The 18,405-nt window shown below is 68.6% G+C and carries 14 protein-coding genes; 11 read left to right on the top strand and 3 right to left on the bottom strand.

Annotated elements, in window-relative coordinates; genetic code table 11:
* Positions 1 to 40 precede the first annotated feature (40 nt).
* Positions 41 to 1,675 (bottom strand): EAL domain-containing protein, encoded by a 1,635-nt coding sequence (locus AC3WJT_RS16125; RefSeq protein ID WP_492344147.1) that lies wholly within the window; start codon positions 1,673 to 1,675, stop codon positions 41 to 43.
* 254 nt (positions 1,676 to 1,929) lie between these two features.
* On the opposite strand from AC3WJT_RS16125, the gene recA reads away from it, so the two are divergent.
* The 5 genes from recA to AC3WJT_RS16100 all read left to right on the top strand — a co-directional run bounded on the left by recA (position 1,930) and on the right by AC3WJT_RS16100 (position 7,657).
* Complete coding sequence (gene recA, locus AC3WJT_RS16120; protein ID WP_492344146.1) at positions 1,930 to 2,997, top strand: recombinase RecA; 1,068 nt, start codon at positions 1,930 to 1,932, stop codon at positions 2,995 to 2,997.
* Positions 2,998 to 3,388: 391 nt separating this feature from the next.
* Positions 3,389 to 6,022: an alanine--tRNA ligase gene (gene alaS / locus AC3WJT_RS16115; protein ID WP_492344145.1), complete on the top strand. Its 2,634-nt coding sequence runs from the start codon at positions 3,389 to 3,391 to the stop codon at positions 6,020 to 6,022.
* A 171-nt stretch (positions 6,023 to 6,193) separates the two neighbouring features.
* Entirely contained in the window at positions 6,194 to 6,760 is a 567-nt protein-coding gene (locus AC3WJT_RS16110) for a DUF2939 domain-containing protein (RefSeq protein ID WP_492344144.1), read from the top strand.
* Positions 6,761 to 6,863: 103 nt separating this feature from the next.
* Entirely contained in the window at positions 6,864 to 7,247 is a 384-nt protein-coding gene (locus AC3WJT_RS16105; protein ID WP_492344143.1) for a VOC family protein, read from the top strand.
* Positions 7,247 to 7,657 carry a VOC family protein gene (locus tag AC3WJT_RS16100; RefSeq protein ID WP_492344142.1) on the top strand — a complete coding sequence of 137 codons (411 nt, stop codon included), beginning with the start codon at positions 7,247 to 7,249 and terminating at the stop codon, positions 7,655 to 7,657. The genes AC3WJT_RS16105 and AC3WJT_RS16100 overlap by 1 nt, the downstream gene beginning before the upstream one ends.
* A gap of 101 nt (positions 7,658 to 7,758) precedes the next feature.
* Here AC3WJT_RS16100 and AC3WJT_RS16095 read toward each other — a convergent pair whose 3' ends face one another.
* The gene (locus tag AC3WJT_RS16095; RefSeq protein ID WP_492344141.1) at positions 7,759 to 8,970 is read right to left on the bottom strand and encodes an NADP-dependent isocitrate dehydrogenase; all 1,212 of its coding nucleotides are present in this window, start codon (positions 8,968 to 8,970) and stop codon (positions 7,759 to 7,761) included.
* Between the two features lie 184 nt (positions 8,971 to 9,154).
* On the opposite strand from AC3WJT_RS16095, the gene AC3WJT_RS16090 reads away from it, so the two are divergent.
* Entirely contained in the window at positions 9,155 to 11,644 is a 2,490-nt protein-coding gene (locus AC3WJT_RS16090) for an ATP-binding protein (RefSeq protein ID WP_492344140.1), read from the top strand.
* On the opposite strand, the gene bla is transcribed toward AC3WJT_RS16090, so the two are convergent.
* Positions 11,641 to 12,660: a class A beta-lactamase gene (gene bla / locus AC3WJT_RS16085; protein ID WP_492344139.1), complete on the bottom strand. Its 1,020-nt coding sequence runs from the start codon at positions 12,658 to 12,660 to the stop codon at positions 11,641 to 11,643. The two genes, AC3WJT_RS16090 and bla, sit on opposite strands and share 4 nt — an antisense overlap.
* A gap of 121 nt (positions 12,661 to 12,781) precedes the next feature.
* On the opposite strand from bla, the gene AC3WJT_RS16080 reads away from it, so the two are divergent.
* From AC3WJT_RS16080 to fghA, 5 genes are all read left to right on the top strand, one after another.
* Complete coding sequence (locus AC3WJT_RS16080) at positions 12,782 to 13,564, top strand: RNA methyltransferase (protein WP_492344138.1); 783 nt, start codon at positions 12,782 to 12,784, stop codon at positions 13,562 to 13,564.
* A gap of 21 nt (positions 13,565 to 13,585) precedes the next feature.
* Positions 13,586 to 14,854 (top strand): DUF1254 domain-containing protein, encoded by a 1,269-nt coding sequence (locus tag AC3WJT_RS16075; RefSeq protein WP_492344137.1) that lies wholly within the window; start codon positions 13,586 to 13,588, stop codon positions 14,852 to 14,854.
* 8 nt (positions 14,855 to 14,862) lie between these two features.
* On the top strand, positions 14,863 to 16,107 hold the full coding sequence (locus AC3WJT_RS16070) for a DUF1254 domain-containing protein (RefSeq protein WP_492344136.1): 1,245 nt from the start codon (positions 14,863 to 14,865) through the stop codon (positions 16,105 to 16,107).
* A 137-nt stretch (positions 16,108 to 16,244) separates the two neighbouring features.
* A complete protein-coding gene (locus AC3WJT_RS16065; protein ID WP_492344135.1) occupies positions 16,245 to 17,354 on the top strand; it encodes an S-(hydroxymethyl)glutathione dehydrogenase/class III alcohol dehydrogenase in 1,110 nt (369 codons plus the stop codon).
* A gap of 141 nt (positions 17,355 to 17,495) precedes the next feature.
* Complete coding sequence (fghA, locus tag AC3WJT_RS16060) at positions 17,496 to 18,338, top strand: S-formylglutathione hydrolase (protein WP_492344134.1); 843 nt, start codon at positions 17,496 to 17,498, stop codon at positions 18,336 to 18,338.
* The last annotated feature ends 67 nt before the right edge of the window (positions 18,339 to 18,405 follow it).

Raw genomic sequence — 18,405 nt, 5'->3', positions numbered from 1 at the left:
GCCCCTCCGGCCGTCACGCCACTATGCGTGAGCCGGAGCGCTACCCCCACTGCTCTTTCAGTCCCGCGCGACGGGCCGCGACCGGCGGCGCCGTTTCCCGCACGATCGCCGGCTCGGGGCGATCGGCGGGGCGGCCGTAAAGCCAGCCCTGGGCGAAGTCGACGCCGGCCTTGCGGGCGGCGTCCTCGATCTCGACCGTCTCGACCATCTCGGCGACGGTCTTGACCTTGAGTTCCTTGCACAGCTGCACCAGGTGCCGCACCAGCGCGCCGTCCCGGCCGTCGCTGGCCAGGTCGCGCACATAGCGGCCGTCGATCTTGACCACATCGACGCTGAGCCGCTGCAGATAGGCGAACGAGGCGGCCCCGGCGCCGAAGTCGTCGAGGCAGACCTTGCAGCCGAGGCCGCGCAGGCTCTGGATATGCCGGTTGGCGAGGTCGAGGTCATCGATGGCGGCGCTCTCGGTGACCTCGAAGATCAGCCGGTCCTTCAGCCGCGCGTCGGCCTTGATCATCCGCTCCAGTCCCGCGACGAAAATCTCGCTGCCGATCGACCGGCCGGAAATGTTGGCCGCCAGACGGACCTTGCCCGTGCGGTCGCCCTTGAGCTGGCGGATCACCTGCTCGACCACCGCCTGGTCGAGCTCCTCGATCAGGTCGAACTCCTCGGCCATGCGAACCATGGTGAACGGACTGCCGCCGTCCTCGAACCGGACCAGCGCCTCGTGGTGATGCGCGATCCCGGTCTGGATATCGACGACCGGCTGGTAGGCGAGGGTGAACCGGCGCTGGCTGACCGCCGCGCCCAGCTCGCCGGCCTTGGTCAGGGTGCGACGCACGGACCGGTCCATGGCCTGGCTCAGGGTGATCGGCGGCACATCCTTCAGACCCTGTTCGATGAAGTCGTCCAGGGCGTAGCGCAGCGCGCGGGCAAGGCGGGCGGGCGAGCCAGACTCCATCGGCACGGCGTGGGCTGCGGCGCCCAGGCTCTGGCCGCCGGCGCAGCTGGCCACCACCCGGGTCAGGCGCTTGATCATGGTCGCGGGGTTCTCGCCCTGCTCGCGCAGCAGCACGAACCGGTCGTCGCCGACCTTGGCGGCGCCGGAGCCCTGCAGGGACTCGGCGCGCAGGGCCCCGGCGACCTGTCTCTCCAGCGCGGCGCCGGCCTCGGGCCCCAGCAGGGCGCTGGCGTCGGTCAGGCCGTTCATCTCGACCATCGCGAGTTCCAGTTGCTGGCCAGTGGCCTTGGCGGCGTCCATCAGGGACTTGGTGATCGCCTCGAAGCCGTCGCGGCTCAGCAGCCCGTCACTGGCGCTCGACCCGGCGGCCGGCGGTGCGGCGGCGGACAGCAGGGCGCAGGAAATCCGTCCTTCGTTCTGAGGCAGGCGACGGGCGGTGAAGGCGACCGCACGGCCCGGCTGGCCGGCCACGCGCACCACCAGCGGCGCGCGGCGGGCCCCGTCGTCCAGCCCGGCGATCAGCGCGTCCAGCATCGGCCGGTCGGCCTCGACCACCAGATCACCCACAGATCGCCCGACCAGCCCGGCCTCATCCACGCCCAGGGTGGCCTGGGCAGCGCCAAGGGCGAGCAGAATGACCCCGCCGGACTCAATCTCGAGCAACATGTCGGCGTTGGCGAAGGCGAGGCCGAGCAGGCGGCGGGCGGCGATGGACAAGGCGAAGACTCCCCGGAACCCGCCCAGTTTGCACGGACGGCCTTAAGGCCCGGTTGCCGCCGGCGTCATGGCGTGACGTTTTGCGACCCGGGTCGGCGGACATCTGAGGAGGCGGGCCGGAAACCCGGCGGCCAGGACGAAATACAATTTCTGCGCGCAACAATGAGAACATATTGCCAACCGGAACAAACCATGATCAAAGTTTGTCCGTGGGCCACGCGGCCCGGCAGAATCGTGGAATAAGGACGGCTCCCATGAACCAGGCGGCTTTGAGACTCGTGACACGCGACGAAGGTGACAAGCAGCGCGCGCTCGAAGCGGCGCTGACGCAGATCGATCGGGCCTTCGGCAAGGGCTCGGTGATGCGGCTGGGCTCCAAGAGCAAGATCGAGGTCGAGGCGGTGCCCACCGGCTCGCTCGGGCTCGACATCGCGCTGGGCATCGGCGGTCTGCCCAAGGGGCGGGTGGTCGAGATCTACGGTCCGGAAAGCTCGGGCAAGACGACCCTGGCCCTGCATGTCGTGGCCGAGGTCCAGAAGGCCGGCGGAACCGCCGCCTTCGTCGACGCCGAGCACGCCCTGGATCCGCAGTACGCGCGCAAGCTGGGCGTCAATCTCGATGACCTGCTGGTGTCCCAGCCGGACACCGGCGAGCAGGCGCTCGAGATCACTGACACCCTGGTGCGGTCCGGCGCCGTCGACGTGATCGTCATCGACTCGGTCGCGGCCCTGACGCCGCGCGCCGAAATCGAAGGTGAGATGGGCGACAGCCTGCCGGGCCTTCAGGCCCGTCTGATGAGCCAGGCGCTGCGCAAGCTGACCGCCTCCATCTCCAAGGCCGGCACCCTGGTCATCTTCATCAACCAGATCCGTATGAAGATCGGCGTGATGTACGGCAGCCCGGAAACGACCACGGGCGGCAACGCCCTGAAGTTTTACGCCTCGGTGCGCCTGGACATCCGCCGCACGGGTTCGGTCAAGATCCGCGACGAGATCGTCGGCAACAACGTCCGGGTGAAGGTGGTCAAGAACAAGGTCGCCCCGCCGTTCCGCGAGGTCGAGTTCGACATCATGTACGGCGAGGGCATCTCCAAGCTCGGCGAGATCATCGACCTTGGCGTCAAGGCCGGTGTGATCGACAAGTCGGGCTCCTGGTTCTCCTTCGGCGACCAGCGCATCGGCCAGGGCCGCGACAATGTCCGCGAGTTCCTCAAGAAGAATCCCGACATCGCCAAACAGATCGAGGACGCCGTGCGCGGCAAGTCCGAGATCATCGAGGAGGAACTGCTCGTCGGTCCCACCGAGGGCGAAGACGAGGACTAGCCCCGGGCGAAGGCTTTCGCGGCGCGCCTCTCCGCGCCGGGCGTTCGCCCACCCGCAGCCCGCGTGGCCCCGCGGGGCGCACCGCGATTGAAGGACGTCCGGCGCCACCGCCGGGCGTCCTTTTTCGTCCGATCGTTTCCTGCTCCCGGCGGAAGAAGGTGTCGGCGTAGCCGACGGATGCGGGCTTACGAACCCTGCCGACCCAGGCCGTGACCCCTAGCCCTCCTTCTCCCTCCGGGAGAGGGTTGCTTCACGACCGTCCAGCCGGTCGCGGATTCCCCTCTCGCGCGCCTTTTCCTTTGTGGCGCGGGCGGCCGTTGGTTAAGGAGCCGGTTCCATTCCATCCCGGCGAGGGGGCGGCGCCCCGGACCGACAGCGACCTGGCCGAACGATGAAGAGTCTCAACGATATCCGCAGCGCGTTCCTGGACTATTTCGGGAGCAACGGGCACGCCGTGACCGCCTCGGCCCCGCTGGTGCCGCAGAACGATCCGACGCTGCTGTTCGTCAACGCCGGCATGGTGCCGTTCAAGAACATGTTCACCGGCGCGGAGACGCCGCCGACGCCGCGTGCGGTGTCCTCGCAGAAGTGCGTGCGCGCCGGCGGCAAGCACAACGACCTGGACAACGTCGGCTACACCGCCCGCCACCACACCTTCTTCGAGATGCTCGGCAACTTCTCGTTCGGCGACTACTTCAAGGAGCAGGCGATCGAACACGCCTGGACCCTGCTGACGCGCGACTTCGGCCTGGCGAAAGAGAAGCTGCTGGTCACGGTCTATCACACCGACGACGAGGCGGCGGCGCTGTGGCGCAAGATCGCCGGCCTGTCCGACGACCGGATCATCCGCATCGCGACCAACGACAACTTCTGGTCGATGGGCGACACGGGTCCCTGCGGCCCCTGTTCGGAGATCTTCTTCGACCATGGCGACAAGGTCTGGGGCGGGCCTCCGGGCAGCGCTGAAGAGGACGGCGACCGGTTCATCGAGATCTGGAACCTGGTCTTCATGCAGTTCGAGCAGCACGCCGACGGCACGCGCACGAACCTGCCCAAGCCCTCGATCGACACGGGCATGGGTCTGGAACGCATCGCCGCGGTGATGCAGGGCGTGCACGACAACTACGACGTCGACCTGTTCCGCACCCTGATCGCCGCCTCGGAGGAGGCCACGGGCGTCAAGGCCGTGGGCGACCAGGCGCCGTCGCACCGGGTCATCGCCGACCACCTGCGCACCTCGTCCTTCCTGATCGCCGACGGCATCACCCCGTCAAACGAAGGCCGGGGCTATGTGCTGCGCCGGATCATGCGCCGCGCCATGCGTCATGCTCACCTGCTCGGCGCGACCGAGCCTCTGATGCACCGCCTGGCGCCGACCCTCGTCGACCAGATGGGCGCCGCCTATCCCGAGCTGCGCCGGGCCCAGCCGGCCATCGTCGAGACCCTGCGCCAGGAGGAGGAGCGGTTCCGCCGCACCCTCGGCCGCGGCATGATCCTGCTGGACGAGGCCACCGCGCCCCTGTCCGAGGGCGGCGTCCTGTCCGGCGACGTGGCGTTCAAGCTGCACGACACCTACGGCTTCCCGCTCGACCTGACCCAGGATGCGGTCCGTTCGCGCGGCCTGACCGTCGATACGGGCGAGTTCGACCGGCTGATGGCCGAGCAACGCGGCAAGTCCGAGGGCCTCAAGGGCACCGGCCAGCAGGTGGCGGCCGCCGAGTGGTTCGCCATCCGCGACCGCGTCGGCGCGTCGGCCTTCACGGGATACGACAGCGTCGATGGAACCGGCACGGTTCAGGCCCTGCTCAGCGACGGCGTCGAGACGGCCGAAGCCCTCACCGGCGACACCGTCCAGGCCGTGTTCGACCGCACCCCCTTCTACGCCGAGAGCGGTGGCCAGGCCGGCGACATCGGCCTGATCGAATGGCCGGGCGGCTCGGCGAAGGTCACCGACGTCCAGAAGCACGCCGGCGACCTGCATGTGCATGACCTTGAGATCGTCGCGGGCAGCCTGAAGGCCGGCCAGGCGGTGACCCTGCAGGTCGATCCCGCCAACCGCACCACCACGCGCGCCAACCACTCGGCCGCCCACCTGATGCACGCGGCCCTGCGCAACGTGCTCGGCGAGCACGTGACCCAGAAGGGCCAGATGGTCGACGGCGAGCGCCTGCGCTTCGACTTCAGCCACGGCGGCCCGCTGACCGCCGACGAACTGGCGCGCATCGAGGACGAGGTGAACGCCGTCGTCCTGCAGAACCGCGCCGCCGAGACGAAGATGATGGCCCCGCAACAGGCCATTGAGGCCGGCGCCATGGCGCTGTTCGGGGAGAAGTACGGCGACGAGGTTCGCGTCCTGACGCTCGGCGACAGCCTGGCCGGGCAGGGCGCCTATTCCGTCGAACTGTGCGGCGGCACCCATGTCGCCCGCACCGGTGACATCGGCCTGTTCAAGATCATCGCCGAACAGGGCATCGCCGCCGGCGTGCGCCGCATCGAGGGTCTGACGGGCCTCGCCGCCCGCCGCTGGCTGCAGGACCAGGCCAATGTCGCCCGCGACCTGGCTGACCGGTTCAAGGTTCCGGTGCTCGAGGTCGGCCAGCGCGTCGATGCGCTCGATGGCCAGCGCCGCAAGCTGGAGAAGGATCTCGCCGAGGCGAAGAAGGCCCTCGCCATGGGCGGCGGCGGCTCGGGCCCCGTGGCGGCTGAGGATATCGGCGGCGTCAGCTTCATCGGCAAGGTGCTCGACGGCGTCGGCGGCAAGGAACTGCGCGGCCTCGCCGAAGAGTTCAGGAAGCAGGCGGGCGTGGTGGCCATCGTCGGCACCGCCGACGGCAAGGCGGCCATCGCCGTTGCCGTCGCGCCGGACCTGACCGGCCGCTTCAACGCCGCCGATCTGGCCAGGGCCGCCGTGATCGCCATGGGCGGTCAGGGCGCAGGCGGCAAACCCGATTTCGCCCAGGGCGGCGCCCCCGACGACAGCAAGGCGGCGGACGGCGTGGCGGCGGTGCGGGCGGCGCTCTCATAGCCTTCCTCTCCCAGGTGGGAGAGGTAGACGCAGGTGAGACTCCCGCCCCCGATAGTCCGGGGACAAGGGCGGACAAACGCAGACACCCCATTCCCGCCACAGGCGAGCGCGGGTTGCCAAACGGCCCATATTGCGTGCTCTGATACCCGCCACAGTTAACGGGCAGACCCCATGCGGTTCGACCTCTTCAAGATTGTTGTCACGGCGGCCCTCGTGTTCGCACTGGCATTTGCCAGTGCGCCCTATTTCGCGTTCCGTGCGTTGCGGGCCGCAACGGCTGCGGAGGACGTGCAGGCGACGGCCGACCTCGTGGACTTTCCGGCGGTTCGCAAGAGCCTGACCGGCCAGCTGTCGCCGGCCCAGGCGCCGGCTTCGGTCGAGGCGCCGTCCATCTGGAAAGACCCGATCGGCGCCCTCAAGCGCGCCATCGAGCCGCTGGCCCCGCCAGAGCCCAAGGTCGACCGCTATCTGACGTTGCCGGGCCTGTCCGCCATGACCCGCGGCTACAAGCCCGGCGCGGCCCCGCCGGCGGCGCGCGGCGAACAGACGCTGGGAGTACAGGTCAAGGCGGCGATGAAGGGGCCATGGCCCACGGTGCCTTACTGGGGCGTCGACCGTGTACGGATCGCGGTCAAACGGCCGGGCGACGAGAAGACCGTGACGGTCTTCACCTTCGAGCGCCGCGCGCTGTTCGACTGGAAGCTGGTGCACATCCAGCTGCCTGAAGGCGAACGCTGAGTCCTCCGCTGCTGCCATCCTCTGTCAGCATGACGACCGACGAGTTCTTGTTCTGTTCCGGCCGTTGATCTAGCCTCGTTCGATCACAACGAGGGAGGTCGAGATGATCGGCTACGTCACCATCGGCGCTCTGGACGTCGAAAAATCGCTGCCATTCTGGGATGCGGTGTTCGGCGCCATAGGCGGCGAACGCGGCTTCTTCAGCGGCGGCTGGGCCGGCTATGGCCCCGTGGGCGGACCCCAGACCATCTACATCTGCCCGCCCCATGACGGTCAGGCCGCCCGGGGCGGCAACGGCGTCATGGTCGCCCTGCTGGCGCCGTCCACCGATGCGGTGAAGGCCGCCTACGCCGCCGGCCTGGCCAACGGCGGGTCCGACGAAGGCGCCCCCGGGCCGCGACCTGAAGACTCGAAGGACTTCTACGGCGCCTACCTGCGCGACCAGACCGGCAACAAGATCTGCGTCTACGCCAAGGGGCCGTTCTGATGAGCGCCGGGACACGACCGGTGGTCAGCTACCTGACCATCGGCGCCGACGACATCACCCAGGCGACGGCTTTCTACGACGCGGCGCTGGGGGCGCTCGGCCTGCGCCGGGCCTGGCTGAACGACGGCTGGGCCGGCTACGGACCGGAGGGCGACGATCACGGCACGATCCTGATCTGCGCGCCGTTCAACGGCGAGGCGGCCCGCGCCGGCAACGGCATCATGATCGGCCTGCATGCGGAGAGCACAGCCCAGGTCGACGCCTTCCACGCCGCGGCGCTGGCCAACGGCGGAACCTGCGAAGGTAAGCCTGGGCCGCGAACGACCTATGGCGAGGGCTACTATCTCGCCTATGTCCGCGATCCGACGGGCAACAAGCTGTCGGCCTTCTACCGGCCCGAGCCGGCCTGACGTCGGACGACGAAAAAGGCCGCCCCTCCTGTCCGGCCGGACGGGAAGGGCGGCCCTGTCATCTGGGCGGGCGAGGACCGGAAGACCGGTCCCGACCGAACCTAGGCCATCGCGATCTTCAGGTTCTCGTCGACCTTGTCGAGGAAGCCTTCGGTGGTCAGCCAGGCCTGCTTGTCGCCGACCAGCAGCGCCAGGTCCTTGGTCATGAAGCCCGACTCGACGGTGTCGACGCAGACCTTTTCCAGCGTCTCGGCGAACCGGGCCAGTTCGGCGTTGTTGTCCAGCTTGGCCCGGTGGGCGAGGCCACGGGTCCAGGCGAAGATCGAGGCGATCGAGTTGGTCGAGGTCGACTCGCCCTTCTGGTGCTGGCGGTAGTGGCGCGTGACGGTGCCGTGCGCGGCCTCGGCCTCGACGGTCTTGCCGTCCGGGGTCAGCAGCACCGAGGTCATCAGGCCCAGCGAGCCGAAGCCCTGGGCGACGATGTCGCTCTGCACGTCGCCGTCGTAGTTTTTGCAGGCCCAGACGTAGCCGCCCGACCACTTGAGCGCCGAGGCGACCATGTCGTCGATCAGACGGTGCTCGTAGGTCAGGCCGAGTTCCTTGAACTTCGCGGCGTACTCGGCGTCGAAGATCTCCTGGAAGATGTCCTTGAACCGGCCGTCGTAGGCCTTGAGGATCGTGTTCTTCGTGGAGAGGTAGACCGGGTACTTGCGGCTCAGGCCGTAGGCGAACGAGGCGTGCGCGAAGTCACGGATCGAGTCGTCGAGGTTGTACATGCCCATGGCCACGCCGGCCGACGGGGCGTCGAAGATCTCGTGCTCGATGACCTTGCCGTCCTCGCCGACGAACTTGATCGACAGCTTGCCCTTGCCCGGGAACAGGAAGTCGGTGGCCTTGTACTGGTCGCCGAACGCATGACGGCCGACGATGATCGGCTGGGTCCAGCCGGGCACCAGACGCGGCACGTTCTGGCAGATGATCGGCTCGCGGAAGATCACGCCGCCGAGGATGTTGCGGATCGTGCCGTTCGGGCTCTTCCACATCTTCTTCAGCTTGAATTCCTCAACCCGTTGCTCGTCCGGGGTGATGGTCGCGCATTTGACGGCCACGCCATGGCGCTTGGTCGCCTCTGCAGCGTCGATCGTCACCTGGTCGTTGGTGGCGTCGCGGTGCTCGATTGAGAGGTCGTAGTAGTCGAGCTCAAGATCGAGATAGGGGAAGATCAGCTTGTCCTTGATGAGCTTCCAGATGATGCGGGTCATCTCGTCGCCGTCCATGTCGACGACCGGATTGGCGACCTTGATCTTGGCCATGGGGGTGTTTCTCCGTTGGGCGCGCTTCTGCTGGAAAAAGCGGCGGCGCACAGGGCCCCCGCGAGCGCGAGCGGGAGGGCTATAGCGCCTGTCGCGCGGTGGGGCAAACAGCCCTCAATCCAGTCAACGGCCTGTTCAGGTCTGATCGCTAAGCGTGTGTCGTTGAGGGAAGGCCGTTCCATCCATGACGATTGTCGCCAAACCGCTGGCCCGGAAGCTGCTGGCTATCGTGGTCGTCCTGTCCATCGCCGTCACGGGCCTTGCGACCGCGGCGACGTTCGCCTTTGTGCAGCAGGCTTCGATGGACCGGCAGATCCGCAATCTGCAGCTCTATGTGAAGGAGCGCACCAGCACCGAGGACCGGCTGTTCTCCGATCTGGTGAAGGTGCACGGGGATGCGACCCGGGCGCTCATGCGACGTCTCGACGTCGCTGCCGGTCCGGACCTGGACGCCCGCTTCGACAGACTGTTCCCGCTGAAGAGCGACGGAACGCGCCGTAGCGCGCCGGCGCTGTTCGAGGGCTCAAGCCGCAGCGACGGCGCCTTCATGTACGGCATGGGCGCCTTCATGGCCGATGGCGCCGACGTCACCCCGCAGCAGAAGGCCCTGTTCATCGCCGCGCTGCAGACCGTGTCGCTGGCGGGGGAAGCGCAGCACTCGCGCTACGACAACTTCTACATGTTCACGCCGGACAACCGGCTGGTGATGTACGGCCCCGATCGCGACGACCGGCTGGTCTATTACCGCGAGACGGCGCCGGCGACGCTCGACTTCCGCAAGGAAGAGATGACCGAACTGACGCTGCCCGGCGTGAACCCGGCGCGGATGATGAAATGCACCAAGCTGCGCAAGCTGATGAGCGACCCGACCGGCAAGGCGCTGACCACGGCCTGCATGACCCCGATCGACATCGACGGCGTGCACGTCGGCGCCTGGGGCACCACGGTGACGCTCGACTCCTATCTGATGGCGGCCATCGGCGAGTCGATCCAGGGCGGCGAGAACCTGATCGTGTCGGCGGACGGCGAGCTGATCGCGGCGCCCGGTCTGGGCAAGGGCGGCATCGTTTCGCCGGCCGAACTGGTCCGCGAACAGGAGCGGCGCGCGATCGGGCCGCTGGTCAGGAGCATCCGTGAGCGCGGCGGCAATTCGGGTGTGTTCCGGTCCGGCGAACGGGTCATCGCCTACGGTCACCTGAAGGAGCCGGACTGGTATTTCGTCATGAGCCTGCCGACGGCGGAAATCGCCTGGTCGGCCGCCCGGACCGCGTCCTGGGTTCTGCTGTTCGGGCTGATCGGCATCGTGGTCCAGGCGATCCTGCTGTTCCGCTTCATTCACCGGGAAGTCGTCGACCCGCTGGTCATCCTGTCGGCCGCCCATGCCCGCGACGGCACGGCGCAGGCGCCTCTTGTCGAGGCCCGCGACGACGAGATCGGCGATCTGGCCCGCATGCTGCGGACCCAGCACGCCGACAACGACGAACTGTTCCGCTCGCTGGAGGATCGGGTCGCGGCCCGCACGGCGGAGCTGGAGCGGGCTAACCGCGCCAAGTCGACCTTCCTCGCCAACATGTCCCACGAGCTGCGGACGCCGCTGAACGGGGTGATCGCGCTCACCGACCAGCTGGCTGATACGCCGGATCTGGCCCGGCGGCGCGAGCTGGCGGGGCTGGTGTCGTCGTCCGGCCGTCTGCTGGAACAGGTGCTCAGCGACATTCTCGATGTGTCGAAGATCGAGGCCGGGCAGTTCCGCCTGTCGCCTGCGCCGTTCGAGTTGAAGGACACCGTGTCGGCCATGGCCGACCTGCATCGCGCCTCGGCGGAGGCCAAGGGTCTGAGCCTGACATGGCGCATCGCCGATGAGGCCCAGGGCGCCTGGCTGGGCGACAGCGGCCGGATCGCGCAGATCCTCAGCAATCTGCTCGGCAACGCCGTCAAGTTCACCGACAGGGGCCAGGTGACCCTGACCGTCGAGCGCCAGGACGAGGCCCTCAAGTTCTCCATTCGCGACACGGGCGTCGGGTTCGACGCCGAGGTTCGCGAGCGGCTGTTCCGCCGGTTCGAGCAGGCCGACGATTCGATCACGCGCCGGTTCGGCGGGACCGGTCTCGGCCTGTCCATCTGCGCGGCCCTGACCGGCATGATGGGCGGCGAGATCGACGCCACGGCCACTCCGGGCGAAGGGGCCGAGTTCACCGTCATCCTGCCGTTGCCCCGCGCGGAAATGGCCGTCGCCGAGGAACGCGCCGGATCCGGCGACGGTGTCAGCCTTGAGGGCTTGCGCGTCCTGGCGGCCGAGGATCATCCGACCAACCAGAAGGTCTTGCAGATCGTGCTGGAGCCGTTCGGCGTCGACCTGACCATCGTCGGCAACGGCGAGGAGGCCGTGGCCGCGTTCGGAGCCGGCTACGACGCGGTGCTGATGGACATGCAGATGCCGGTGATGGACGGCCTGACGGCCACGCGCCTGATCCGGGAACGCGAGGCCGCGTCCGGCGCCGCGCCCTGTCTGATCATCATGCTGACCGCCAACGCCATGGACGAGCATATCGAGGCGGCTCACCAGGCCGGAGCCGACATGCATGTCGCCAAGCCGCTCCACCCGACGCTGCTCGTCGAGGCCCTCGCCCAGGCGCGCCTGACGAGGACGTCTCTCAGCGTCGCCGCCGCCTAGGGCTTCCCTGCGGCGCGGACGATGACGCCCATCACGTCGCTGAACACCTTGTCCTGCGCCGCCTCGTCCTGGGTCGAGCCGGTCATGAAGACCACCACCGCGTAGCGTCGACCGTCCCTGAGCGTGACGATGCCCATGTCGTTGACGACCATGGTCATGCCCAGATCAGTCGCCGAAGTGCCGGTCTTGTGCGCCAGGCTCGCACCGGGCGGCAGGCCGGCCTTCAGCCGTCCTTCGCCCGTCTTGCTTTCGGTCATGATCTTCAGCAGCAGGGCGGTGCTGCGGGGAGAGAGCAGTTCTCTGACCTGCAGCAGGCGCAGGAAGGTCAGCGCCCCGCTCGAGGTCGTCGTATCGCGGGGGTCCGCCAGATACTTCGCAGCCGCCGCGCGGCGCGTCGCTTCCGGCACGCTGTCCCGCGCCATCGCGAACGCCGGCCAGCCCTTCCAGGCGATCCGGAACGAGGCCATGCCGCTGATCTCCGGCTGCAGCTCGCGCTCGTAGCGATCGACCCTCATGTCCATGACGCGCCTGGACCTGAGCCAGGCCGTGACGGCGCCCGGGCCACCGATCCGCTTCATCAGCACATCGGCGGCGGTGTTGTCGCTTTCGCCGACCGCCGCGACCAGCAGTTCGCGCACTGTGTAGGCGTCCCGCTCCGGCCAGGCGTCGGCGATGGCGCTGTGGGCGGGCGAGATGTCCTTCTCCTCAAGCGTGATAACCTCGTCGAGCGACAGCCTTCCGGCGTCGACCTCCGCCAGCGCGGCGGCTCCCAGCGGCGCCTTGAAGACGCTCTGCATCGGGAAGGCCTTGTCGCCGTTCCAGGCCCACATCTCGCCGCCCTCAAGGTTCTGGACGGCGACCTCGATCATGGCGGGCTCGGCGCGCTGGGCGATCTCGCCGATCTCCTGGTCCAGCAGGGCGGCGTCGAGCGGCAGGGTCCTCGCGCCGGTTTCCGGCATCGGCTGGCTGCAGGCGGCGAGAACCAGGGCGGCGAGGATCGGCAGGAGCTTGTTCATGATGCCGTTGGTAACGCGTAAGCGACCCATTGGGCGACCCATCCGTCATTTTTCTGCTATCTGCCCCGGCTTGGCATCGAAGCAGGCCTGATCCGCGCGCCCGGAGCAGGTGGAGAGACCCGTGACCGCACCCGTCGTCATCCTCAACGAACCCCAACTGGCCGAGAACATAGGCGCGGTCGCCCGCGTGATGGCCAACTTCGGGCTGAGCGACCTGCGGCTCGTACGGCCGCGGGACGGCTGGCCGCAGGATCGCGCCTGGGCCTCGGCGTCGGGCGCGGACTGGCCGCTGGACAATGCGAAGGTCTTCGACCGGCTGGAGGAGGCCGTGGCCGACCTGCGTCTGGTCTACGCCACGACCGCGCGGTCGCGCGGGACCCAGCTGCCCGTCCTGACGCCGCGCGAGGCGGCGGCGAACCTGCATGAGGCGGTCGCCGCCGGTCAGGGCGTCGGCATGCTGTTCGGCGGCGAGCGCGCCGGGCTGGAGACCGACGACATCGCGCTCTGCCACGGCATCGTCACCATCCCCGTCGACGAGAAGTTCCGCTCGCTGAACCTGGCCCAGGCCGTTGCGCTGAACGCCTACGAGTGGCGGCTGGGCGTCGCGGACCGGCCCCGCGACGCGTTCGCGGTCAACGTGGACGAGCCGGCCGACATGGAGACGCTGGTCGGCTTCTACGAGCACCTGGAAGGCGAACTGGATGCCGCCGGCTTCTTTCATCCGCCGGAAAAGCGTCCCTCGATGGTCCGCAACCTCCGCATCTCGCTCGGCCGCTCGCGGCTGACCGACCAGGAGGTCCGCACTTGGCGGGGCGTGGTCACCGCCCTGTCGAAAGGGCGGGGCCGGGTGCTCGAAAAGCTTGCGCGCCAGAAGGCGGCTGCTAAGAATGAGACCAAAGGGTAACAAAACTCTTCGGGAGGCGTCATGAATCGTCGGGACCTGTTCGCAGCGATGGCCGCCACGGGACTGGCGTCCGCCTTTTCCGGAACAGCCCTTGCCTCGGGAGATCAGAGGGCGGCCGGCCGCGACCTCTGGCTCTACGGCCTGGCCCTGATCGAAATGGCGGCCACCCGCGCGATGCACATCGCTTCCGGCGCCGTGGTCAACCAGCTGCGCCACGCGCGTCAACTCGCCGACCACCGCTCGCGGTTCGTCACCACGCCGAACAACGACACCCTCTACTCAATGGCCTGGCTGGACCTGACCAAGGGGCCGATGACGCTGACCGTGCCGGCGACCGGAGACCGCTACTGGTCGGCGGCGATCATGAATATGTACACCGACAATGACGCGGTCCTTGGCTCGCGAACCGTGGGCGGCCAGGGCGGCCGGTTCACGATTGTCGGACCGGGGCAGACGGGCAGTGGTCCGAACGTCGTGCGCTGCGCCACGCCACACGCCTTCTTGCTGGTGCGCACCCTGACGGACGGCGGCGATGACCTGCCGGCGACCCATGCGGTGCAGGACGGCTTCACGCTCGCCGGGCCTGTCGGGGAGACGCCGCCGGCCTATGCCAACCGCGGCGCGGCGCCTGCGGGCTACTTCGCCGCCGTGAAGGCGCTGATGGTCTCGGACCCGCCGCCGGCCACGGACAGCCGGATCCTGGCGCGGCTGGGCGGACTCGATCTGGCCAGCCCGGAAGTTGCCGCCGGTGTGGCCGAGGCCCGGGCCATCGTCGCCGGGTCGCGCGGGCGGCTGACGTTTGTCGAGGGCTGGAGCAATGCCCGGCCCAACCTCGGCGACTTCGGACAGGATTATGTCTTCCGGGCCATCGTGGCGATGAGCGGCCTGGCCGCACTGCCGGTGGCGGAGGCTATGTATGCCCGCAGCCAGGGTGACGCCGACGGCGTGTTCACCGGCGACGGTCTCTACCGCATGACGCTTCCGGCGCAGGTTCCGGTCGACTCGTTCTGGTCGTTGTCGATGTATCAGCTGACGCCCGAGGGGCAGCAGTTCTTCGCGGAGAACCCGATCAACCGCTATACGATCGGCGACAGGACCAGGGGTCTGGTCCGCAACGCCGACGGGTCGCTGGACATCTGGATCGGCCGGACCGATCCCGGCGGTGCGAAGTCCGCCAACTGGCTGCCGGCGCCTCGTTCCGGGCCGTTCGGCCTGACCATGCGCCTCTATCTGCCGCGCCCGGAGGTCCTCGATGGCCGCTGGCGCCTGCCGGCGATCGTGAAAGCCTGAGGAATGTGATGACCGACCTACGCACCGCCGCCAGGGACGCCTGGCTCTATGTCCTGCCGCTGATCGAGATCGCGGCGATCCGCAGCGTCGGGCAGGCCGTCGGCACGCCGCTGAACAGCTTCGGGATGATGCGCCGGCTGGCCGATCATCGCGCCCGGGCGGTGACCACGCCCAATAACGACACGCTCTACGCCACCTGCCAGATCGACCTCAGCAACGGGCCAGTGAGCCTGACGATCCCGCCGTCGGGCGACCGGTATGTCTCGCTGCAACTGATGGACGCCTGGTCGAACAGCTTCGCGGTGCTCGGCACGCGGACCACCGGCAACGACGGCGACGTCTACACCCTGGTCGGGCCGACCGACGCGGCGGACGGCCGCAACGTCGTCCGCGCGCCGACCCGCCATGTCTGGGCCCTGGCGCGAATCCTCGTCGACGGTCCGCATGACCTGGACGCCGCCGGGATCATTCAGGGCGGCTTCTCGGCCCAGGGGCCGCAGGCCGCGCCGGCGCCGGAATACGCCAAACGCCGCGACGGCTGGGCGGACTACTTCGCCAGCGCGGACGCCCTGATGGCGATCAATTCGCCGCCGGCCACGGACGGCGCCCTGCTGAAGCGGATCGCGCCGCTGGGTCTGGGGCAGGGGACCTTCGACCCCGCGCGCTTCAGCCCCGCCGAACAGGCGGAGATCGAGGCCGGCGTCGAGGAGGCTCGCAAGGCGGCGCGGGGCGGCGGCGGCCTGTCGGGCAGCAACTTCATCGAGGGCTGGGCCTATCCGTCCAGCAAGCTCGGGGACTTCGGGCAGGACTATCAATTCCGCGCGGTCGTGGCGCTGGGCGGGCTGGCGGCGCTGCCGCTGGCCGAGGCCACCTATCTGCGGGCCGGTGCGCCTGAGGGCGGCGGGGCCTTTGACGGGACGCGAAACTGGCGTCTGCATCTGCCTGCCGACCGTCAGATCCCGGTGGACAGCTTCTGGTCGCTCTCGATGTACGAGATCACGCCGGAGGGGCAGTTCTACTTCACCGACAACCCACTGAACCGCTACGCGATCGGCGACCGGACGCCGGGCCTGGTCTGGAACGACGATGGCTCGCTCGACCTCTGGATCGGCCACGAGCGCCCCGAGGCGGCGCGCGAGTCCAACTGGCTGCCGGCCCCCGCCGGGCGGTTTGCGCTGTTCATGCGCGGCTACCTGCCGAGGCCCGAGCTGCTCGATGGCCGCTATCGCTTGCCGGCGGTGGTTGAGGCCTAGGGGACATGTACCAAAGGTACGTGTCCCCCAAACCAGCAGCTCGATTAGGGAACACGTACCTGCGGTACATGTCCCCTTCCGGCTGACATCCCCGGTCCCGTGGCTATAGTCCCCGCGTTCAACCGGAGAGTCGCCCCATGAAGACCCGCGCCGCCGTCGCGTTCGAAGCCAAGAAGCCGCTGGAAATCGTCGAGGTCGACCTGGAAGGTCCCCGCGCCGGCGAGGTGCTGGTGGAGATCAAGGCGACCGGCATCTGCCACACCGACGCCTATACGCTCGACGGTCTCGACAGCGAGGGCATCTTCCCCTCGATCCTCGGCCACGAAGGCGCGGGTGTCGTGCTGGAGGTCGGCGCCGGCGTGACCAGCGTGGTCCCCGGCGACCATGTGATCCCGCTCTACACGCCCGAATGCCGGCAGTGCAAAAGCTGCCTTTCCCGCAAGACCAACCTCTGCACGGCGATCCGCGCCACCCAGGGCAAGGGCCAGATGCCGGACGGCACCAGCCGCTTCTCCTACAAGGGCCAGCAGATCGCCCACTACATGGGCTGCTCGACCTTCGCCAACCACACGGTGCTGCCCGAGATCGCCCTGGCGAAGATCCGCAAGGACGCCCCGTTCGACAAGGCCTGCTACATCGGCTGCGGCGTGACCACGGGCGTCGGCGCGGTGACCAACACCGCCAAGGTCGAGCCCGGCGCCAACTGCATCGTCTTCGGCCTCGGCGGCATCGGCCTGAACGTGATCCAGGGCCTGAAGCTGGTCGGGGCGGACATGATCATCGGCGTCGACATCAACCCGGACCGCGAGGCATGGGGCCGCAAGTTCGGAATGACCCACTTCGTCAATCCCAAGGACGTCAGCGGCGACATCGTCGCCCATCTGGTGGCCCTGACGGACGGCGGCGCGGACTACACCTTCGACGCCACCGGCAACGTCACGGTCATGCGCCAGGCGCTGGAAGCCTGCCATCGCGGCTGGGGCGAGAGCATCATCATCGGCGTGGCCGAGGCCGGCTGCGAGATCGCCACCCGCCCGTTCCAGCTGGTCACCGGCCGCGTCTGGAAGGGCACGGCCTTCGGCGGCGCCCGCGGCCGCACCGACGTGCCGCAGATCGTCGACTGGTACATGGACGGCAAGATCCAGATCGACCCGATGATCACCCACACCATGCCGCTGGAAGACATCAACAAGGCGTTCGACCTGATGCACGCCGGGGAGAGCATCCGGTCTGTGGTGGTGTTCTAGGAGTGATCCTCCCCATCGGGGGAGGTGGCGCTGCGCAGCAGCGACGGAGGGGGTCCGCTCAGATCCCGGGTGACCCCCTCAGTCAGGCCTGCGGCCTGACAGCTCCCCCGAATGGGGAGCATCTTTGAAGCGAGCCCTCAGATGACCGAAGTCGAAATCCTCTCCACCAACCGCACGTTCGACGGCACGCTGCACTATTGCCGCCACCAGAGCGCGGCGACCGGTACGCCGATGCGGTTCAGCATCTTCCTGCCGCCGGGCGAGGGGCCGTTTCCGGTGCTGGTCTGGCTGTCGGGGCTGACCTGCACGGAGGACAATTTCACGGTCAAGGCCGGCGCCTATGGCGCGGCGGCGGCGCTGGGGATGGCCATCGTGGCGCCGGACACCAGCCCGCGCGGCGAGGGCGTCGCCGACAGCCCCGACTACGACTTCGGCCAGGGCGCGGGCTTCTATGTCGACGCGACGCAGGCGCCGTGGGCCGAGCACTTCCAGATGGAGACCTACATCACCCGCGACCTGCTGGAGGCCGCGCATGGCGCCTTCCCGCTGGATCCGGCGCGGCGGGCGATCAGCGGCCATTCGATGGGCGGCCACGGAGCGCTGACCCTGGCGCTCAGGCATCCCGACCTGTTCCGTTCGGTCGGCGCCTTCGCCCCGATCTGTTCGCCGACGCGTTGTCCGTGGGGTGTGAAGGCCTTCATCGGCTACCTCGGCGCCGACGAAGCGGTCTGGGCCGGCCATGACGCCGCCCGGCTGATCGAGGCCGGCGCCGCGAAGGGGCGCTATGCGGACATCCTCGTCGAGCAGGGTCTGGGCGACAATTTCCTCGCCGACCAGCTCAAGCCCGAACTGCTGGAAGCCGCCTGCGAGGCCGCGGGTCAGCCGCTGACCGTCCTGCGGCACGCGGGCTACGACCACAGCTACTTCTTCATCTCGACGTTTATCGCCGATCACCTGGCCTGGCATCGCGAGCGGCTGGATTGATGCTCCCCATCGGGGGAGCTGTCGGCGCGTAGCGACGACTGAGGGGGTCCGCTCAGATCTCGGGTGA

Source organism: Caulobacter sp. FW305-C-30-S16, from assembly GCF_058783025.1.
The sequence above is the reverse complement of the archived record's forward strand: the minus strand, read 5'-3'. Positions and strand labels throughout refer to the sequence as shown.